This is a genomic window from Streptomyces sp. NPDC044061, from assembly GCF_056434305.1.
Genome location: NZ_JBWKFL010000002.1, coordinates 459,016 through 476,730, shown reverse-complemented (window position 1 = coordinate 476,730; position 17,715 = coordinate 459,016). Strand labels below are relative to the sequence as shown.

Genomic DNA, 17,715 nt, shown 5'->3' with positions numbered 1-17,715 from the left:
CAGGGCGCGCGGTTGTCCCCTGGCGCTGCGGAAACGAGGCGGCATGCACGATCCCGATCCACCCTTCCGGCCGGTCCGCAGGCGGAAGGGCTACCTGCCGCTGGAGGACCTCGGCCTCATCGGAGACGGCGCGACCACCGCGCTGGTCGGCCTGGACGGCGCCATCTCATGGATGTGTCTGCCCCGGTTCGATGCCGACCCCCTGTTCTGCGGCCTGCTGGATCACGCACGGGGCGGGCATTTCACCCTGGCGCCGGAGGACCTGGTGGAGGCGCGGCAGCGCTATGAACCGGATACCGGCGTACTGACGACCGAGTTGCGCAGTCCGACCGGCCTGGTGCGCGTCACCGACGCGCTGGCCCTGCGCTCCGGCGTCGACCTCACCGACGACGCACCTGCGGATCGGTCCGAACTCGTGCGTTCGGCGGTCGTGCTGGCCGGGAACGTCCGCCTGCGAGCCGAGCTGGAGCCCCGCGGCGGTGCGCAGGTGCGGGCCTTGTTCAGCGGACTGGAGGTGCGCCCCTCCCGGCAGCCCGACCTGCGGCTCCACCTGCGGTCCAACCGTCCCCTGACCGGCCTGCGCAGCACACATGAGCTCCAGCAGGGCGATCGGCTCGACCTCGTGCTGTCCTGGGGCCGCTTCCATCGGCACCACCGGCTCGACACCGACGCGATGCTGCGAGGAACCGTCGACGCCTGGCGCCGCTGGATGAAGCACTTCGACTACGGCGGTCCCGAGGAACCCCTGGTCAGGCGCGCCGCGCTGACGCTGAAACTGTGCGACGACTGGGCCAACGGCTCACTGGTCGCGGCACCCACCTCCTCCCTGCCCGCGCCGATCGGCGGAATCCGCAACTGGGACTACCGCTATGCCTGGATCCGCGACGCGGCCTACGCCGTGTTCGCCCTGCGGCGCATCGGCTTCTGCGGCGAGGCCGACGCCTTCCTCGGCTGGGTTCTCGACGCCTTCGAATACAGCGGACGGCCCCGGATCATGTACGACCTCCGGGGCTATCCGGTGCCGGACGAGGTCGAGGACGGCGAGTTGGAGGGCTACCAGGGCTCGAGACCGGTCCGCTGGGGCAACGGCGCGGCCGACCAGCGTCAGCACGACGTCTACGGCGAGATCCTGGACTGCGCCGACCAGTGGCTGCGCTCCGGTGGTGAGATCCAGCCCGCGCTGTGGGCCGGCCTGGCCAACCTGGCCGACACCGCGGAGCAGGCCTGGCGGCAGCCGGACCAGGGCATCTGGGAGGTGCGCAGCGAGGGCCGGGTGTTCACGTACTCGGCCGGGCTCTGTCAGGTGGCCCTGGACCGGGCCGCGCAGATGGGTGAGCGGCTCGGCCTGCCCGGACGGGTCGCCGGATGGCGCGCCGCGGCCGACCAGTTGCGCCGGCGCATCCTGGAGCAGTCCTGGGACGAGGACGCGCAGACCCTCAGCGCACACCTGGACGGCGGCGGCATCCTGGACGCCAGCCTGCTCGCGCTCCCGATGCGTCACGTGGTGGCGGCCGATCACCCGCGGATGGTGGCGACGGCCACGGCCATCCGCGAGCGCCTGTCGGCAGGTGACGGGCTGCTCTACCGCTACCTGCACGAGGAGTCGCCCGATGGCCTGGCCGGCGACGAGGGCGCCTTCGTGCTGTGCAGTTTCTGGCTGGTCGACAACCTGGTCGCCCAGGGCCGGATCGAAGAGGCCGAAGAGCTGTATGCCTCGCTGTGCGGCCGGGCCAGCCCGCTGGGACTGCTGTCGGAGCAGATCAACCCGTCCACAGGAGAGTTCATGGGCAACTTCCCCCAGGCGTTCAGCCACATCGGGGTCATCGCCAGTGGCGTGAACCTCGCCCGGGCGAAGGAAGGCAGGAAGGGATGATCAACCGGCTCGCCGTCTTCGGCGGCACAGGGGACCTCACGGCGCGATACCTGCTGCCGGCCCTGGCCGCCCTTCGGGCGGCGGGACATCCTGTCGGCCGACTGGAGTTGACCGGCGCGAGCAGGGAGGACTGGAGCAGCGAACAGTACCGGGAGTGGGTCGCCGCCCAGCTCGACCGCCACGGCGGCACCCTTCCGGCCGAGGCCAAGGAGGCGGTCGCGGCCCAGGCCCGCTACCTGCGGGCCGATGTCACCGACCGCGCCGACGTCGCCGCGGCCGTCGCCGGCGAGGGCCCCGTCGCCGTCTATCTCGCGCTCCCGCCGGCACTCTTCCCCCGCGTGGTCACCGCGCTGCACGACGCGGGTCTGCCGACGGGCAGCCGGATCGTGCTGGAGAAGCCGTTCGGCGAGGATCTGGCGAGCGCGCAGGAACTGAACCTGCTGCTCGCCGACCTCGTGCCGGAGCAGGCGGTCTTCCGGGTCGACCACTTCCTGGCCATGACGACCGTCCAGAACGTGCTGGGCAGCCGCCTGGCCAACCGTGTGCTGGAGCCCATCTGGAACAGCACCCACATCGCCGAAGTGGAGATCGTCTGGGACGAGACTCTCGCGCTGGAGGGCAGGGCCGGCTACTACGACCACGTCGGGGCGCTCAAGGACATGCTCCAGAACCATCTGCTGCAGTTGCTCTGCCTGGTGGCCATGGAACCGCCGATCACCCTCGGCGAGCGGGACCTGCGCGACCGGAAGGTCGACGTACTGCGGTCGGTGCGGCTGTTGACCGAGTACGACGTCGTGCACCGCACGCGCCGCGCGCGCTATCTGTCCGGCAGGATCGGTGACCACGACGTTCCCGCGTACGTCGACGAGGAAGGCGTGAGCCCCCAGCGCCGTACCGAGACCTTCGCGGAGGTGGAGCTGGAACTGGACAGCTGGCGCTGGTCCGGAACCACCTTCCGGCTCCGCAGTGGCAAAGCACTCGAGGCGGACCGCAAGGAGGTGGCGGTGCGCTTCCGTTCCGTGCCGCACCTGCCCTTCGGCCACGGCGGAGACGCCCTGCCCAACGTGCTTCGCTTCCAGCTCGAGCCGGAAGGGCTGACCCTCGATCTGACGGGCATCGGCTCCCACGCCCACGAACTCACCCCGCTCTCGCTGACCGCGCAGATGGAACCACCGGGCCTGCCCGCCTACGGCCGGCTCCTGCTTGACGTCCTGACGGGGGATCCCGCCCTCTCCATCCGCGGCGACGAGGCCGAGGAGGCGTGGCGGGTCGTCGAGCCCGTGCTGTCCGCCTGGGAGAGGGACCTCGTTCCGCTGGAGGAGTACCAGGCCGGCTCGGCGGGGCCACCCCCACGTCAGGAGTACGGCGACGGCCTACGGCGACGGGAAGACCTGCTCCACGATCCAGCGGTCCTGCCGGACGACACCTGACGGCCCACTCGAACCGGACGAGAGGGGAGCCCCGATCGGACAGGGCGGCGTACGCCGACGGGGTGTCGGGGTACGCCGCCCTCGGGTGGCACGAGTTGCGGGAGGTGGCCCGCGTGGTCACGGCGGTTACTTCGGGTCGTCGTTGAACTTCGAGGTCGACCAGAAGTAGCCGAGCACCGCGAGGCCCAGGCACCAGGCGACGGCGAGCCATCCGTTGTCGCCGATCTCGGTGCCGAGCAGCAGGCCGCGCAGGGTCTCGATGGCGGGAGTGAACGGCTGGTACTCGGCGATCGGCTGGAACCAGCCCGGCATCGCGTCGATCGGGACGAAGGTGCTGGACAGGAGCGGCAGCAGGATCAGGGGCATCGCGTTGTTGCCGGCGGCCTCGGCGTTCGGGCTGACCAGGCCCATGCCGACCGCGATCCAGGTGAGCGCCGTGGCGAAGAGCACGAGGAGCCCGAACGCCGCGAGCCACTCCAGGACGGTGGCATCGGTGGATCGGAAGCCGATGGCCACGGCGATGGCGCCGACGAGGACCACGCTGATGACCGACTGCAGCACGCTGCCGATGACGTGTCCGACGATCACGGAGCCGCGGTGGATCGCCATCGTGCGGAAGCGGGCGATGATGCCCTCGGTCATGTCGTTGGAGACGGAGACCGCGGTGCCGACCACGGTGCTGCCGACGGTCATCAGGAGGAGACCCGGGACGATGTAGGCGATGTACTCGGAGCGGTCCGGACCGCCGCCGCCGATGCCCGCGCTCATGGTGTCGCCGAAGATGTAGACGAAGAGCAGCAGCAGCATGACCGGGGTCAGCAGCAGGTTCAGGGTGAGCGACGGGTAGCGCCGGGCGTGCAGGAGGTTGCGGCGCAGCATCGTGGCGCAGTCGCGCACGGCGAGGGAGAACCGGGTCGGGCGGGTGGGAGCCGGGGGAGCCGGGGGAGCCGGGGGAGCCGGGGGAGCCGGGGGAGTCGGACGGGCAGGAGCCGGCGGGGTGCTCATCGGACAGCCTCCTCGGGCTGGTTGGGCTGGTTGGGCTGGGCGGGCACGCCGGCGCCGGTCAGTGCGAAGAAGACGTCGTCGAGGTCGGGGGTGTGCACGGTGAGTTCGTCCGCCTCGACACCGGCGGAGTCCAGCCGGTCGAGGACGGAGCGCAGTTCGCGCTGGCTGCCGTCGCTGGGGATCTGCAGTGCCAGCGACTCGTCGTCGCGGGTCACCTCGCCCAGTGCCGCGGCGGCGGACTGGTAGGCGGCCGGGTCGGTGAAGCGGAGCCGGACGTGTCCGCCGGGGATGAGCCGCTTGAGCTCGTCGGCGGTGCCCTCGGCGGCGATCCCGCCGTTGTCGAGGACGGCGATGCGGTCGGCGAGTTCGTCTGCCTCCTCCAGGTACTGGGTGGTGAGGAAGACGGTGACACCGCCGGTGACGAGTTCGCGGATGATCTGCCACATGTTGTGGCGGCTGCGCGGGTCGAGGCCGGTGGTCGGCTCGTCGAGGAAGATGATCCGGGGGCCTCCGACCAGGGTCATGGCGATGTCGAGGCGGCGCTTCATGCCGCCGGAGTAGGTGGAGGCGGGCTTCTTCGCGGCCTCCGTGAGGTCGAAGCGCTCCAGCAGCTCGGCGGTGGTGCGGCGGCCCTCGCGGCGGGAGAGATGGTGCAGGTCCGCCATGAGGAGCATGTTCTCCTCGCCGGTGATCAGGCTGTCGACGGCGGAGAACTGCCCGGTGACGCCGATCGCGGCGCGCACGGCCTGTGGGGCGGTGGCGAGGTCGTGGCCGCCGACGCGGATCTCGCCGGAAGCGGGGTCGGGGGAGATGAGGGTGGAGAGGATCTTCACGGCGGTGGTCTTGCCGGCGCCGTTCGGGCCGAGCAGGGCGAAGATCGTTCCTTCCGGGACGGCCAGGTCGACGCCGTCGAGCACGACCTTTTCGCCGTAGGACTTGCGCAGTCCGTTCGCCGCGATGGCCAGGTCGGTCATGTGGAGTACTCCTCTGCGGGCTCGGGGTTCACAGGCTGCGGGCGGTGATGTCGCCGTAGGCGGTGGTCGCGTGGATGTCCAGGCCGGCGGCGGCGCCGTCGGTGTTCTTGAGCGCGTTGTGGATACGGCCGTAGCCGGTGCCGGCGTCCAGGGAGGCGGAGACTCCGCGGGCGGCGCAGACCCAGATCCCGCCGTGCTCGGTGCGCAGCGCGACGGTGCCGCGCACGGCCTCGGCGATGCGGATGTCGCCCTTCTGGGTGCGGATCTCCGCGGGGCCGCCCAGGCGGCCGACCGAGATGTCGCCGGCCTGGAGGGTGAGGCGGGCGCCTTCGGTCTCGTCGAGCTTGACCGAGGCCTGCGCGCCCTCGAAGGCGACGTCGCCGAGCCGTCCGACGCCCCGGAGCTCGGCGAGGGCCGCCTTCGCCTCGACGCGGGAGCCGGCAGGCAGCTGGACGGTCACCTCGACGGATCCGGAGTGGCCGAGGATCCGGTTCTTCGCCGCCGGGGTCTCGATCCGCAGGACGCCGTCGGCGTACGCGACCTCGATCTCCTCCGCCGCCTTCACATCGCGGCTCTTGGAGGCGTCGGCGGGCAGGATCTCGACCGTGGTGTCGGCCCGGTCGGCGGCGATGAACCGGATGCGTCCCGCGGGGATGTCGAGGACGGCGGAGACAGGGGCGGCGGTGTCGAACTTCTGCATCGTGCTCTCCTTGGGCTCGTTGTTTCTGATGCAGGAAACGCTACGTTGCATTCACTGATCAGACAACGACGTCGTTGCATGGAAACCCAATAATTGCAGCTCAAGATGTAGAAATCGTTGCAACGATCCTGCCGCCTAACGCAACACGGCTCATCCATTCGTTGCAATGAACTGGAAGTGAACGCTATGCTGGAGGCACCCCGAACCACGAAGGAGACCCGCGATGCCGGGAGGCCGACTCACCCAGCAGGAACGCCAGCAGATCGCGCTGGGACTGGCCGACGGCCTCGCCTACGCGGAGATCGCCAGACGCCTCGACCGTCCCACCTCGACGATCACCCGCGAGGTCATGCGCAACGGCGGCCCCACCGCCTACCGCGCCGACCTCGCCCACCGTGCCACCGAACGCCGCGCCCACCGGCACACCCGGTCCGTGCCCCGAGGGCAGCAGGCGCCCCCGCAGGAGCACGGACGCGATCCCGAGGCCGTTCGTCAGTACGAGGAGACGCTCACCACCGTCTTCATGCAGTCGGGCATGCCCAAGATGATGGCCCGGGTGATGGCCTGCCTCTCCATCAGTGACACGGGCAGTCTCACCGCGTCCGAACTCGTCCAGCGCCTCCAGGTCAGCGCGGCGTCCGTCTCCAAGGCGGTCGCGTTCCTCGAGAGTCAGGACCTCGTCCGCCGGGAACGCGACGAACGCCGCCGCGAGCGCTACGTCATCGACGACGACATCATGTACGAGTCGATGATGGCCAGCGCCCGGTCCACCGCCCAGGTGGCCGAGACCGCACGGCAGGGCGTCGGCGTCCTGGGGGCCGGCACCCCGGCCGCCACCCGCCTCGAGAACACCGCCCGCTTCCTCGACTTCGTCTCCGAGAGCATCGCCCGCGCCGCGGACCAGGCCCGCGAGATCCTCCACACGAAACCCGAAACAGCCTCAGAGCTGCCCGCGCACAAGGAGGGTTGAGCGGCTGATGGCGGACAGGCCGTGGCGGCTCCCGCCTCAGCCGCCGGACTCCGCCACCGCCGCGCCCAGGTCGCGTTCGAGCCCACCGGGTGCCCCCAGGCCCCGGCTCGCCGAGTGGTCCAGGCGCTCACGGGTCTCGGGGAGGGCGACCAGGCCGAGGAAGGTGGCCGCGTCGGAACGGACGTTCGCCCGGTCCGGCAGTGTGAGGTCGTTGACGGCGCGCCTGGCGGCCCTGATCCCGGCGGGCGGGAAGCCGGCGATGCGCTTGGCCAGGCGCTCCACGAATCCGTCCAGTGCGGCGTCCGGCAGGGCGCGGTTGATCCAGCCGTAGCGTTCGGCGAGGTCGGCGTCGAAGTCGTCGGCGCCGGTGATGGCTTCGATGGCGCGCGTTCTGCCCAGCCGACGGGTCAGGAGCTGTATTCCGCCGGCGCCGGGCAGGGCGCCGGTGCCGCACTCGAACTGCCCGAAGACCGCGTTCTCGCGCGCGGCGGAGATCATGTCGCAGGCCAGGGCGAGTTCGTTGCCACCGCCGCGGGGCCCTGCCGCGCACCTTGGCGATGGTGATCACCGGGACGTGCGCCAGCTTGTGCAGGAACATGCCGAGCGAGGCGTCTCCGGGACCGCCGGCCTTCGCGGCTTCCGCCGTGTACTGCGGGATCGCCGGCAGGTCCACGTGCGCCGAGAGGAACTCGGCCGAGGCGCTCGCGATGACGACGACTCGCACGTCACCGGGGTCGCCGTACAGCGTGTCGACGAGCGAGACCAGATCGCGGACGAGGTCGACACCCAGGAGATCGAGGGGCCCGGCGTCGAGGGCGGCGACCAGGACCGGCTTCTTGGCGGGTGCGGATCGACGAATACGCGAACTTCATGATCACTCCGGTGGCAGGAGGACCTTTTCCGGCCGCAGCGGTGCTCCTGGTCGCGATCGCGTACGCGTTCCTGGGCACCGGCATGGTGGTGATGACCGCCTGCTCGCGCATCGCCTTCGCGTTGGCGCGCGACGGATCCCCGGCTCCCCGGACCGCCGATCGCCCTCTGCGCCGGTGTGGTCGCTCGTCTCCTACTGACGGACCACTGGACTTCTGCCGCTCACATGGTGCGAGGCGCCTCCTGGCGGCTGCCCGCGGACGTCTCGGGCTTCGCCACGCACAGGGCCCAGATGACGAACCCGGAAATCGCGATCATCATCGTCGACCACACCGGGTAGTACGGCAGGGACAGGAAGTTGGCGATGACGACGAGTCCGGCGATGACCACACCGGCGACACGTGCCCACAGCGCCGACTGGAACAGCCCGAGGCTGACGACCACGGCGATCGCGCCCAGGATGAGATGGGTCCAGCCCCAGCCGGTCAGGTCGAACTGGAAGACGTAGCCGCGCGTGGTGACGAACACCTGGTCCTGGGCGATCCCCATGATGCCGCGGAAGATGTCGAGCACGCCCGTGATCATCAACATGACGGCGGCGAAGAGCATGAGCCCCTGGGCCCACGGGCGCCGCATTGTCTCCGGACGTGCTGTGTGCGTGCCGGTCATCTCGGCCTCCTTGGCGTTGTGTCCGGCTGGATTGTGTGACCCGGGAGGCAGCACCGCCCACAGCGGATCCCCTGGTTCCGCATGTACGGGACATACCCCTTCCCGTACTGACATCGTCCCCCTCGAAGGCCCCGTCGGCATCCCCGCGCGGCACCCACTCCGCCGCACTCATCGGCTAGTCCGATGTATTGATCTGCAGGCGTGTTCACCCGGGATTGCGGTGGCGTTCCGACGTGCTCAGGTCACGCTCGCTCTCGGACTCGGGGAGGACCCGAGACGCCGAGAACAAGGAGCACCCACATGAGACCTGAGCACAGGGCGACCCCGCAATCCGGGTCGGCGGCTCACAGCGGGTTTGGCAGGGTTCGCAGGCTGGCCTCGATCGCGACGGCGGTGACGGTGGTGGCGACCCCCGCCGTGGCGGTGGCCGCCGGCATGACCTCGCAGAAGGGGGCGAGCGTCACGTATGTCACCGGCCCCCACCGGTGCGACCACGACAAGGCGACCCGCCAGGCGGGCGGCAGCGACTGCGAGACCGAGCACCGCCAGTCCACCGTCACGGCGACCGCGACCGCGACGGCCACCAACACGGCGGCCACCACGGCGATGGCGACCGCGTGCGCCACCGGCGTCGACTCGACCCGGCCGAACGGCATGCAGGAGCTCCTCGCCGCACTCGTCGACGGGACGCCGTTCGGCGGCGGTCGCACCGACGTCAACGCCACCCCGGACGACCCGAACGTCGTGTCGGGCCCGGACGGCACCGCCGGCTGGACCGACCTCAGCGCCATTGCCGGCTTCCCCATGGACTCCCCGGTCTGCGACGACTCGGTCGACGCCAACGGCGGTGATGCCTTCGGCAAGATCAACACGCGGGGTGGCTCGGTCTACGCCCCCCAGTCCCGTGGACACTGGTGATCCCCCAGCCCTGACCGATGCCGGCCGCCGACGAGCGGCCGCGGGGCGACTGTCCTGCCGCGCTCCGCTGTTGCGGAGGGGAGTGGCCCGGCGGTGCAATCAAGTGTGTGAGGCACTTCGGCGACGCCGTGTCCGCCGGCCGCCCCGCTCCCGGGACGGGGGCCGGCCAGAAAGGGCTCAAGAACAACGCCCTGGGCATGTTCTCCTCGGTGGTCATCGGGGTGGCGTCCACCGCGCCGGCCTACAGCCTCGCCGCGACGCTGGGGCTCATCGTCGGGGCGGTCGGCCTGCAGTCCCCGATCGTCATCATGCTGGCGTTCGTCCCGATGCTGCTGATCGCATACGCCTTCCGGGAACTCAACGCGAGCAACGCCGACTGCGGAACCACCTTCACCTGGGCGACCCGCGCCTTCGGCCCGCGCACCGGCTGGATGGGCGGCTGGGCCATCATCGTCGCCAACGTCATCGTCATGGCGAGCCTCGCCGAGATCGCCGGTGCCTACACCTTTCGGCTGGTGGGCCTGGACAGGCTGGCGGAGGACCGGCTGTGGACCACGGTGGCGGGCATCGCCTGGATCGCCGTGCTGACCCTGGTCTGCTACGTCGGTATCGAGTTCTCGGCGGCCGTCCAGCGCTGGCTGCTCTGCCTCGAAGTGGGGATACTCGTCGTCTTCGCCGTCGCCGCACTGGTCAGGGTCTACACCGACGCCCCGCCGACGGCGATCCACGTCTCCGCCTCCTGGTTCAACCCCTTCGAGGTGCCCTCGACGAAGGCCCTCACGTCAGGTGTCCTGGCGGGGGTCTTCATCTACTGGGGCTGGGACACCGCCGTGTCGATCAACGAGGAGACCGTCGACAGCACACGGATCCCGGGTCGCGCCGCGGTCGTGTCCACCTTCCTGCTCCTGGCCATCTACGGACTCGTGTCCACCTCGGCGCAGGCCTTCGCCGGAGTCGGCACCTCGGGCGTGGGACTGGGCAACACCAGCAACTCGGACGATGTGTTCTCCGGGCTGGGCGAGGCGGTCTTCGGCAGCACCCGAACCGGGCTCGTCCTGTCGACGCTGCTGATCCTGATGGTGCTGACCTCGGCGCTGGCCTCCACCCAGACCACCATCCTGCCGCTGGCCCGGACCGTGTTCTCCATGGCGGTCCACAAGGCCGTACCCTCCCGGTTCGCCCGGGTACACCGCAGGTATCTCACCCCCACCTGGTCGACCGTCGGCATGGGCGCGGTCTCGATCGCCTTCCTCATCCTGCTGGCCTCGTTCAGCGGGAACGTGCTGGCCGACTCGATCGACTCGGTCGGCCTCGCGATCACCTTCCACTACGGACTGACCGGCTTCGCCTGCCTCTGGTACTACCGCAAGATCCTCACCCGCAACACCAAGGACCTCGTCTTCAAGGGCGTCCTGCCCGGGCTGGGCGGGCTGATCATGCTCTGCCTGTTCTTCTACGCCGCCTTCGTCTACGCGGCCCCCGGCTACGGCGCGACCAGCGTCGACCTGCCGCTGATCGGGCCGACCGGCGGGGTCACCGTCGTGGGGCTCGGCGCCCTGCTGCTCGGTCTGCTGCTGATGCCGGCGGTCACCCGCGGCCACAGCGTGGCCCTCAAGCTCCAGCGTGGCCTGCTCCCGCGCCACCTGCCGCGGCACACCGCCCTGAGCGCGGCGAGCCGGTACCTGCCCGCGGACAGCGGCTCCGGTGTGGGCGGCGACTGGTACGACGTCATCCCGCTGTCGGGCACCCGGGTCGGCCTGGTCGTCGGGGACGTGCTCGGTCACGGGCTGCGCGCCGCGGCCACCATGGGGCGCCTGCGGACGGGTGTGCGCGTGCTGGCCCGGCTGGACCTGAGCCCGGACGAGCTCCTGTCCCGCCTGGACGACCTGGTCGAGCAGACCGCGCACGAGCGCGAATCCGGCCACGGCCGGGGCCGCTCCAGGTCGCAGGCCGACGCCGCCCTCGGCGTGAGCTGCCTGTACGCGGTGTACGACCCCGTCTCGGGCCAGTGCAGCCTGGCCCGGGCAGGGGAGCCGGTGCTGGCGGTCGTCGAACCGCACACGGACGTCGTCGACTATCCGCGACTGCCCCCCGGACCGCCGCTGGGAGTGGCAGGCCCGCCCTACCAGAGCATGGAGCTGGAGTTCCCATCGGGCAGTCTCGTCGCCCTCTTCACGAGCGGCCTGTTGCAGGCGGCCGACGGCCGTGACGCCGGGCTCGCACAGCTGGCCCACATCCTCGCCGGCGACCGGAAGTCCCTGGACGAGGTGTGCGACCGGGTGGTGGCCACCATGCTGCCCGGTCCGGTGGACGTGGACGCGACACTGCTGCTGGTCCGCACACGCCTGCTCGACCGTGGCAGGTTCGCCCAGTGGGAACTGCCGCCGGACCCGGCGGCGGTGGCCACCATCCGCTCCGCCGTCAGCAAGCAGCTGGGCGACTGGGGGCTGGACGACCTGGCGTTCACCACCGAGCTCATCGTCAGCGAACTGGTCACCAACGCCATCCGCTACGTCGGCGGCCCCATCCAGGTTCGCCTGATCCGCGACCGTTCCGTGATCTGCGAGGTGTCCGACACCGGCCACACCACGCCCAATCTGCGACACGCCGCGAGCGACGACGAGGGGGGCCGGGGTCTGTACATCATCGCCCAGATGACCCACCACTGGGGCACGCGCTACACCTCCACCGGCAAGACGATCTGGACCGAGCAGGACATGCCGCCCCTGGACAGCCACGGCACCTCCCCGCACTGACCGCGGCAGAGCCCACCGGAAGGCGCGCCGCAGGCCGAGCGGCGACACTGGGACCGCGGGGGACGACACCCGGAGGTACGGATGACGAGCAGCGCCGCCGGTGCCCAGCGCCCGCCCCGCCTCACCGGCCAGACCGTCGTGGTCATCGGCGCGAGCGCGGGGATCGGACTCGAGACCGCCCGCCAGGTGCGCGCGGAGGGTGCCCGGGTGGTGATGGTCGGCCGCAACCCCGAACGGCTGCGGCAGGCGGCCGCCGAGCTCGATCCGGTGAGCACGGCGGCGTTCGACGCCACCGACCCCCAGCGTCTCAAGGAGTTCTTCGACGATCTGCCGGGACCGGTCGACCACGTGATGGTGACCGCCGGTGCCCCCTTCTACGAGCCCCTGGAGAGCCTGGACGTCGCCGCGGCCGGGCGTGAGTTCGGCGACCGCCTCGCCACGACACTCGGGGTGGCCCTTCACAGCCGGACCAAGGTCCGGGCCGGAGGCACGCTGCTGTTCATCGGCGGTACCGGAGGCCGGCGCCCCGCTGTCGGCATGGCCGTCGTGTCCGCCCTCACCGCCGCTCTGCCCGCCCTCGTCGCGAACCTGGCACTCGAACTGGCGCCGGTCCGGGTCAACCTCATCGCCGCCGGGTTCGTCGACACCCCGCTGTCGGCCTCGCTCCTCGGCGACCGGCTCGAGGCCAGGCGCGAGGAACTGCGCGCGACGCTGCCCATCCGACGGGTCGTCGGCCCGGCCGACGTCGCGGATCTGGCCGTCCACATCATGTGCAACGACGCGCTCACCGGCGCGACGTACGACATCGACGGCGGTCAGCAGCTCCTCTCCCACTGACCTGCCGAGGGCAGGCCCCAGGACGGGAGCCGGCGTTCAGCGGTCGTCGGGGTCATCGGGCTCGTCGGGCTCGTCGGGTTCGTCGGAACGGTGACGGGACACCTGCCGGCGCACGGAGCGCCAGCGGGACCGGGTCTGCTCGACCACGACGTCCCACTGACGGCGGACCTCGTCGTCGGGAGTGCGGTGCCCCTGCGCGATCCGCGTGAGTTCGTCCGCCACCTCGCGCCCCACTGCGGCCGCCCCCACGACGACGAGCATTGCTCCGAAGAGCGCGGAGATCAGCGCGAAGACGGCACCGACCACTCCGTAGCGCTCGGCGGAGGTGTTGAACAGGCGCGGCAGATAGAGGGTGGTGCCCACGGAGTAGACGGCCGTCCCGACGGCCGCCGTGAGGCCGAAGGGGACCAGGTCCTGCCAGGTGATCCTCCGGGCGGACAGCACATAGCCGCTCCAGACCAGGAAGACGGCGCTCACCGGTACCTCGCAGACCGTGGCCACGAGTCCCCGCCGGCTCTCGCCGAGGAAGGCGTACAGCCAGCCGGTGGCCACCGTGTAGACGCCGGCGGACAGCAGCCACCACAGCCCGTTCCGCGTGTTGCGCACGCTGAGGGGCTTGAGCTGCCAGGTCTGTTCGAACAGTCGCTGCACGGCCCGGGTGAAGCTCAGCGCCGAGATGGCGAGGAACAGCACGCCGAACACGCCCACGCTCGCATTGCCGCCCTCGGGGGGCGAGAAGAGGGCCTTCACCGCGTCGGCGCCGGCCCCGCTGAGTCCGTACCGCCTGATGATCCGTTCCGCTGCGTCGTAGGCCGTGAGGCTGCTCAGCAGGGCGCCGGCGAGAATCGCGACCGGGACCAGTGCGGTCAGGGCGCTGGAGGCCAGGGCCATCGAGCGGTCGAAACCCGCGACCTGCTGGAAGCGGCCGAAGACCCGCAGCGCGAAGGCGGGACGCAGCCAGAACGTCAGCGTTCTGACCAGACGCCGGTGAGTGTGCTCCGCCGTCCTGCCCTCCTGAAGATCATGACGTGTACGACATGTCCGGAGCAGTGACTCTAGCGGGCATCCGCCCGGGCCCCCTCCGACACGGCGAAGGCCCGCCGGACAACTCCGGCGGGCCTTCGGCGATCGCTGACGTCGGCTCAGACGGCCGGAGCGAACTTCGGGTTGGGGCCGTACTGGTTCTGCTCGGCCTTGCCCTCGCTGGCGAGGAAGACGATCAGGATGATCGTGCCCACGAGCGGGACGAGCGAGATGAAGATCCACCAGCCCGACCGGCCCGTGTCGTGCAGGCGGCGGATCGTGACGCCGAGGCCCGGCAGCAGGATCGCGAGGGTGTAGATGAGGCTGATGACGTTCGAGCCGATGGCGCGGTCGACGACCGTCAGCACGATGCTGATGATCAGGTTGAACAGGAAGAACATCCAGTATTCCTGTCGGCGCGCGCGCCCGCTGAAGACCGCGTACTTCTTCAGTACGTCCACGTACCAGTGCATTTCTCGTCCCCCCTGGGATGATGATGTGCGTGACGCCCATCGAATCAGTCGGGATGACCGAAAGCCATCGCTCTGGCGTGCACAGCTCAAGGCGTTACCTTGCTGCGGCCGTTCGGTGACCAGGGCGCCTCTGCGACCGCTGCGCAAAACGGACTTCACGACAGGCGGGTGTCCAGCCAGTCGAAGACGCGCTGCTCGAACAGGGCGCGGCCCAGGGGTTCGCAGTGCAGATGCGCCCCTTCGGCCTCGGTGAAGCGGACCAGGTGCTTGGGACCGCGAAGGGCGCCGTGCAACTCCTGCGAGGCACCTGGCCAGAAGTGCTCCCCCGCCAGGCCGAGCCGAGGGCGAGCAGCATCTCGTAGTCGAACCGGACGTTCTCGCTGAAGCGGTGGGTCATGGCGGCTCCCTGACAGGCCGTACTCGCACCCCCGGCCGTCCGGACCGCACTTCTCGCGGTAGGGCCCGCCGGGACGGGGCGCACAACAGGCGGCATGCGACCCGTGGTGGCCGACGGCACGATGGGAGAGGAGGGGGTGACGGCGACACCCGACGGGAGAACTCCCATGGCCCAGCGGACGGAGACGGAAGCCCCCGCCAAGAAGCCCGTGGGCACGGGCAGTGTGTTCTTCTCGTTCGCGCCCTGGATCATCTTCGGAGTGGTCGCCAGTCCCAGCACCTGGGAGTACGCGGCCCTCGCCGCGCTGATCGCCGCGATCGTCCTGTCGGGGAAGGACATCCTCCGCGGGAGGATCTACCTCCTCGACATGGTCGGCATCGTCTTCTTCGCGGTGATCACGGTCCTCGCGCTCGCCGTGAACCGTTCGGAACTCGTGTGGCTCGAGACGTACGCCCAGGTCATCTCCAACGCGGTCGTGGCCGCGGTCGCCCTGGGGTCGCTGTTCGCGGATCCCTTCACGGCCCAGTACGCCCGGCAGCAGACCCCGCGCGACGTGTGGGACTCGCCCGTCTTCCTGCACATCAACCGGGTGCTGACCGCCGCATGGGGCGTGGTCTTCCTCCTGATGGCCGTCTCGACGTATCTGGCCATCCGCGTTCCGTCCATGGACGACTGGTTCAACTGGGTCATCCCCGTGGTCCTGCTGGTGGCGGTCATCAAGTTCACGGAACGGTATCCGGAGTCGTACAAAGCGCGTGTGCTGTAGCGCATCCGGACGGGCGTTCGGAACGTCTACGCAGGTATGGAGCTCGACAAGCCGCCCGCCCGGCCGCACCACCCCGAAGGGTGCCTCACGGTGGCGATCCGCCTGCCCGTGCGGATCGTCGTGTTCGTGCTGGTGCTCCCGGTGCGGATGGTGTGGGACGCGCTGGTCGTCTGCGGCCGGTTCCTGACCGACACCGTGCTGCGGCCGGTGGGGCGCGCGCTGCTCCGGCTCGGCCGGGCGCTCCTGGTGTGGCCGTGGGTGGCGCTGTGGCGCCACGTCCTCGTGCCCGCCGGAAGGGCGCTGGGGTGGCTCGGGCACGTCCTCGTCGTGGTGCCGCTGCGGTGGCTGTACACGTATGTGCTGACCCCGGTGGGGCACGCTCTCGCCTGGATCGGGCGGGGGATCGGGGCCGGTCTGCAGTGGCTGTACGCGCGCGTGCTCGCGCCGGTGGGCCGCGGCGTCGCCTGGTTGCTGAGGGGCGCCGGCATCCTGCTGGCCGCCGCCGGGGCAGGCGTCTTCGCCGCCCTGGCGTGGCTGGTGCGGTACCTGCTCGTCGTCCCCGCGTGGTGGCTGTACGCATGGGTCCTCGCGCCGGCCGGACGGGCCCTGGCCTGGCTCGCCGCCGCCGTCGTCACCGGGATCGGCGCGGTCCTGTACTGGACGGGCCGCGTCCTCCTCGTCCTGCCCGCCCTCGCCCTGTGGCGCTGGGTCCTCGCACCCGTCGGCCGGTTCCTCGTCGTGGTCGCACGGGAGGTGGGGGAGGCCCTCGGGCACGCCTGGCGGGTGGCCGGGCGCGTCTCGCGCGCCGTCGGACGGGTGCTCGCGACCCTCTTCCGGTGGATCTTCGTGGAACCGCTGCGCTGGGTGTACCGCACCGTCCTGACCCCCGTCGGGCACGTCGTACGGGACGTCGTCCTGCGGCCGGTCGCCGAGGCCTCGCACGCGGTGGGCCGCACCGTGCGGCAGGCGCTGGACGGCGCCCGCGAGACCGTACGGCAGGCCCGCGCCGACTTCCGGCGCATGCTCTTCGGCGAGCCCCGGCCGCCGGTCGCGGTGGACCGGCGGGAACCCGCGGGCCGCGAGACACGTAGTCTTGGTAGCAGTACGACCGCTCTCACGAAGGACTAGGACACTGGGCAAGCGACAGCCCGAAGGCCCGCCGCCCGCACCCGCGGTGCAGCGCATCCGACTGCGCTACACCAAGCGCGGCCGCCTCCGGTTCACCAGCCACCGTGACTTCCAGCGCGCCTTCGAGCGTGCGCTGCGCCGTGCCGAGGTGCCGATGGCCTACTCGGCGGGGTTCACGCCGCATCCGAAGGTGTCGTACGCCAATGCCGCACCCACCGGCACGGGCAGTGAGGCGGAGTACCTGGAGATCGCGCTGACCGAGACGCGCGACCCCGAGACGCTGCGCGTCCTCCTCGACGAGTCGCTGCCCACCGGGCTGGACATCGTCGACGGGGTCGAGGCACGAACCTCGGGTCTCGCCGACCGGCTGACGGCCTCCGTCTGGGAGCTGCGGCTGGACGGCGTCGACCCGGTCGACGCCGAGGGCGCGGTCGAGGCCTTCACCAAGGCCGAGACCGTCGAGGTGCAGCGCATGACCAAGAACGGCGTCCGCACCTTCGACGCCCGCTCGGCGGTCGTGAGCCTGGAAAGCGTGACAACGCAGAGTCAGCAGGCCGATAGGCCGAGCGACCAGCCCTGTGCGATACTGCGGCTGGTTGTTCGGCACGTGACGCCTGCCGTACGACCCGACGACGTCCTGTCCGGTCTCCGCGCCGTGGCCGACCTGGCGCCGCCGGTCCCCGCAGCGGTGACCAGGCTGGCGCAGGGGCTGCTCGATGAAGAGACCGGCACGGTGACCGACCCGCTCGCGCCCGACCGCGAGGCAGCCGAGGCCCTGACGGCCGCACCGGCTGCCGCCGCGACGGCGCCGACGCCGGAAGGTTCCGCGTAGGGACGGACGTCGAAGCGTCGCCCTCGTACTCGGGAGCCACCTGGGTCGGGCAGCGCACCGACCAGAAGACTTTCGCCAGGCCGTACCGACAAGG

The 17,715-nt window shown here is 70.8% G+C and carries 17 protein-coding genes and 1 pseudogene; 10 read left to right on the top strand and 8 right to left on the bottom strand.

Features of this window, described 5'->3' with window-relative positions; translation table 11 throughout:
* The first annotated feature begins 43 nt into the window (after positions 1-43).
* Positions 44-1,873 (top strand): glycoside hydrolase family 15 protein, encoded by a 1,830-nt coding sequence (locus AC07CM_RS04620; RefSeq protein WP_478874852.1) that lies wholly within the window; start codon positions 44-46, stop codon positions 1,871-1,873.
* On the top strand, positions 1,870-3,303 hold the full coding sequence (locus AC07CM_RS04615) for a glucose-6-phosphate dehydrogenase (RefSeq protein ID WP_478874851.1): 1,434 nt from the start codon (positions 1,870-1,872) through the stop codon (positions 3,301-3,303). The genes AC07CM_RS04620 and AC07CM_RS04615 overlap by 4 nt, the downstream gene beginning before the upstream one ends.
* Positions 3,304-3,429: 126 nt before the next feature.
* Here AC07CM_RS04615 and AC07CM_RS04610 read toward each other — a convergent pair whose 3' ends face one another.
* From AC07CM_RS04610 to AC07CM_RS04600, 3 genes are all read right to left on the bottom strand, one after another.
* Positions 3,430-4,182: an ABC transporter permease gene (locus AC07CM_RS04610; RefSeq protein ID WP_478874904.1), complete on the bottom strand. Its 753-nt coding sequence runs from the start codon at positions 4,180-4,182 to the stop codon at positions 3,430-3,432.
* 122 nt (positions 4,183-4,304) lie between these two features.
* Positions 4,305-5,282, bottom strand: a complete 978-nt coding sequence (locus tag AC07CM_RS04605; protein WP_478874850.1) for an ATP-binding cassette domain-containing protein — start codon at positions 5,280-5,282, stop codon at positions 4,305-4,307.
* 28 nt (positions 5,283-5,310) lie between these two features.
* On the bottom strand, positions 5,311-5,982 hold the full coding sequence (locus tag AC07CM_RS04600; protein ID WP_478874849.1) for a DUF4097 family beta strand repeat-containing protein: 672 nt from the start codon (positions 5,980-5,982) through the stop codon (positions 5,311-5,313).
* A gap of 223 nt (positions 5,983-6,205) precedes the next feature.
* Here AC07CM_RS04600 and AC07CM_RS04595 point away from each other — a divergent pair, with 223 nt between their 5' ends.
* Positions 6,206-6,952, top strand: a complete 747-nt coding sequence (locus AC07CM_RS04595; protein ID WP_478874848.1) for a helix-turn-helix domain-containing protein — start codon at positions 6,206-6,208, stop codon at positions 6,950-6,952.
* A gap of 36 nt (positions 6,953-6,988) precedes the next feature.
* Here AC07CM_RS04595 and AC07CM_RS04590 read toward each other — a convergent pair.
* Positions 6,989-7,471: pseudogene (locus AC07CM_RS04590) on the bottom strand (enoyl-CoA hydratase/isomerase family protein); the annotation flags it as partial.
* A gap of 55 nt (positions 7,472-7,526) precedes the next feature.
* On the opposite strand from AC07CM_RS04590, the gene AC07CM_RS04585 reads away from it, so the two are divergent.
* On the top strand, positions 7,527-7,826 hold the full coding sequence (locus AC07CM_RS04585) for a hypothetical protein (RefSeq protein WP_478874847.1): 300 nt from the start codon (positions 7,527-7,529) through the stop codon (positions 7,824-7,826).
* A 218-nt stretch (positions 7,827-8,044) separates the two neighbouring features.
* Here the strand turns inward: AC07CM_RS04585 and AC07CM_RS04580 are convergent, their stop codons facing one another.
* Positions 8,045-8,491, bottom strand: a complete 447-nt coding sequence (locus AC07CM_RS04580) for a DUF7144 family membrane protein (protein ID WP_478874846.1) — start codon at positions 8,489-8,491, stop codon at positions 8,045-8,047.
* A gap of 300 nt (positions 8,492-8,791) precedes the next feature.
* Here AC07CM_RS04580 and AC07CM_RS04575 point away from each other — a divergent pair, with 300 nt between their 5' ends.
* The 3 genes from AC07CM_RS04575 (at position 8,792) to AC07CM_RS04565 (ending at position 13,002) form a co-directional block, all read left to right on the top strand.
* Complete coding sequence (locus AC07CM_RS04575) at positions 8,792-9,409, top strand: hypothetical protein (RefSeq protein WP_478874845.1); 618 nt, start codon at positions 8,792-8,794, stop codon at positions 9,407-9,409.
* Positions 9,410-9,516: 107 nt separating this feature from the next.
* The gene (locus AC07CM_RS04570) at positions 9,517-12,165 is read left to right on the top strand and encodes an amino acid permease (RefSeq protein ID WP_478874844.1); all 2,649 of its coding nucleotides are present in this window, start codon (positions 9,517-9,519) and stop codon (positions 12,163-12,165) included.
* An 81-nt stretch (positions 12,166-12,246) separates the two neighbouring features.
* Positions 12,247-13,002, top strand: a complete 756-nt coding sequence (locus AC07CM_RS04565) for an SDR family oxidoreductase (RefSeq protein ID WP_478874843.1) — start codon at positions 12,247-12,249, stop codon at positions 13,000-13,002.
* A 36-nt stretch (positions 13,003-13,038) separates the two neighbouring features.
* On the opposite strand, the gene AC07CM_RS04560 is transcribed toward AC07CM_RS04565, so the two are convergent.
* The 3 genes from AC07CM_RS04560 to AC07CM_RS04550 all read right to left on the bottom strand — a co-directional run bounded on the left by AC07CM_RS04560 (position 13,039) and on the right by AC07CM_RS04550 (position 14,791).
* Positions 13,039-13,893 carry a hypothetical protein gene (locus tag AC07CM_RS04560; protein ID WP_478874842.1) on the bottom strand — a complete coding sequence of 285 codons (855 nt, stop codon included), beginning with the start codon at positions 13,891-13,893 and terminating at the stop codon, positions 13,039-13,041.
* Positions 13,894-14,144: 251 nt separating this feature from the next.
* Positions 14,145-14,498 (bottom strand): DUF805 domain-containing protein, encoded by a 354-nt coding sequence (locus AC07CM_RS04555; protein WP_478874841.1) that lies wholly within the window; start codon positions 14,496-14,498, stop codon positions 14,145-14,147.
* A gap of 155 nt (positions 14,499-14,653) precedes the next feature.
* Positions 14,654-14,791, bottom strand: a complete 138-nt coding sequence (locus AC07CM_RS04550; RefSeq protein WP_478874840.1) for a hypothetical protein — start codon at positions 14,789-14,791, stop codon at positions 14,654-14,656.
* Positions 14,792-15,061: 270 nt separating this feature from the next.
* Here AC07CM_RS04550 and AC07CM_RS04545 point away from each other — a divergent pair, with 270 nt between their 5' ends.
* From AC07CM_RS04545 to AC07CM_RS04535, 3 genes are read left to right on the top strand one after another with little or no spacing between them, the layout of a single operon-like run.
* The gene (locus tag AC07CM_RS04545) at positions 15,062-15,661 is read left to right on the top strand and encodes a hypothetical protein (protein WP_478874839.1); all 600 of its coding nucleotides are present in this window, start codon (positions 15,062-15,064) and stop codon (positions 15,659-15,661) included.
* Positions 15,662-15,697: 36 nt separating this feature from the next.
* Positions 15,698-16,789, top strand: a complete 1,092-nt coding sequence (locus AC07CM_RS04540) for a hypothetical protein (protein ID WP_478874838.1) — start codon at positions 15,698-15,700, stop codon at positions 16,787-16,789.
* Positions 16,790-16,835: 46 nt separating this feature from the next.
* Entirely contained in the window at positions 16,836-17,621 is a 786-nt protein-coding gene (locus AC07CM_RS04535) for a TIGR03936 family radical SAM-associated protein (RefSeq protein ID WP_478874837.1), read from the top strand.
* The last annotated feature ends 94 nt before the right edge of the window (positions 17,622-17,715 follow it).

Bases quoted from the DNA above. Each gene is read 5' to 3' on its own strand.
- AC07CM_RS04610 (WP_478874904.1), bottom strand. From the start codon at position 4,182: ATGCTGCGCCGCAACCTCCTGCACGCCCGGCGCTACCCGTCGCTCACC.
- AC07CM_RS04560 (WP_478874842.1), bottom strand. From the start codon at position 13,893: ATGGCCCTGGCCTCCAGCGCCCTGACCGCACTGGTCCCGGTCGCGATT.
- AC07CM_RS04600 (WP_478874849.1), bottom strand. From the start codon at position 5,982: ATGCAGAAGTTCGACACCGCCGCCCCTGTCTCCGCCGTCCTCGACATC.
- AC07CM_RS04575 (WP_478874845.1), top strand. From the start codon at position 8,792: ATGAGACCTGAGCACAGGGCGACCCCGCAATCCGGGTCGGCGGCTCAC.
- AC07CM_RS04565 (WP_478874843.1), top strand. From the start codon at position 12,247: ATGACGAGCAGCGCCGCCGGTGCCCAGCGCCCGCCCCGCCTCACCGGC.
- AC07CM_RS04620 (WP_478874852.1), top strand. From the start codon at position 44: ATGCACGATCCCGATCCACCCTTCCGGCCGGTCCGCAGGCGGAAGGGC.
- AC07CM_RS04615 (WP_478874851.1), top strand. From the start codon at position 1,870: ATGATCAACCGGCTCGCCGTCTTCGGCGGCACAGGGGACCTCACGGCG.
- AC07CM_RS04595 (WP_478874848.1), top strand. From the start codon at position 6,206: ATGCCGGGAGGCCGACTCACCCAGCAGGAACGCCAGCAGATCGCGCTG.
- AC07CM_RS04540 (WP_478874838.1), top strand. From the start codon at position 15,698: ATGGAGCTCGACAAGCCGCCCGCCCGGCCGCACCACCCCGAAGGGTGC.
- AC07CM_RS04545 (WP_478874839.1), top strand. From the start codon at position 15,062: ATGGCCCAGCGGACGGAGACGGAAGCCCCCGCCAAGAAGCCCGTGGGC.
- AC07CM_RS04605 (WP_478874850.1), bottom strand. From the start codon at position 5,282: ATGACCGACCTGGCCATCGCGGCGAACGGACTGCGCAAGTCCTACGGC.
- AC07CM_RS04555 (WP_478874841.1), bottom strand. From the start codon at position 14,498: ATGCACTGGTACGTGGACGTACTGAAGAAGTACGCGGTCTTCAGCGGG.
- AC07CM_RS04580 (WP_478874846.1), bottom strand. From the start codon at position 8,491: ATGACCGGCACGCACACAGCACGTCCGGAGACAATGCGGCGCCCGTGG.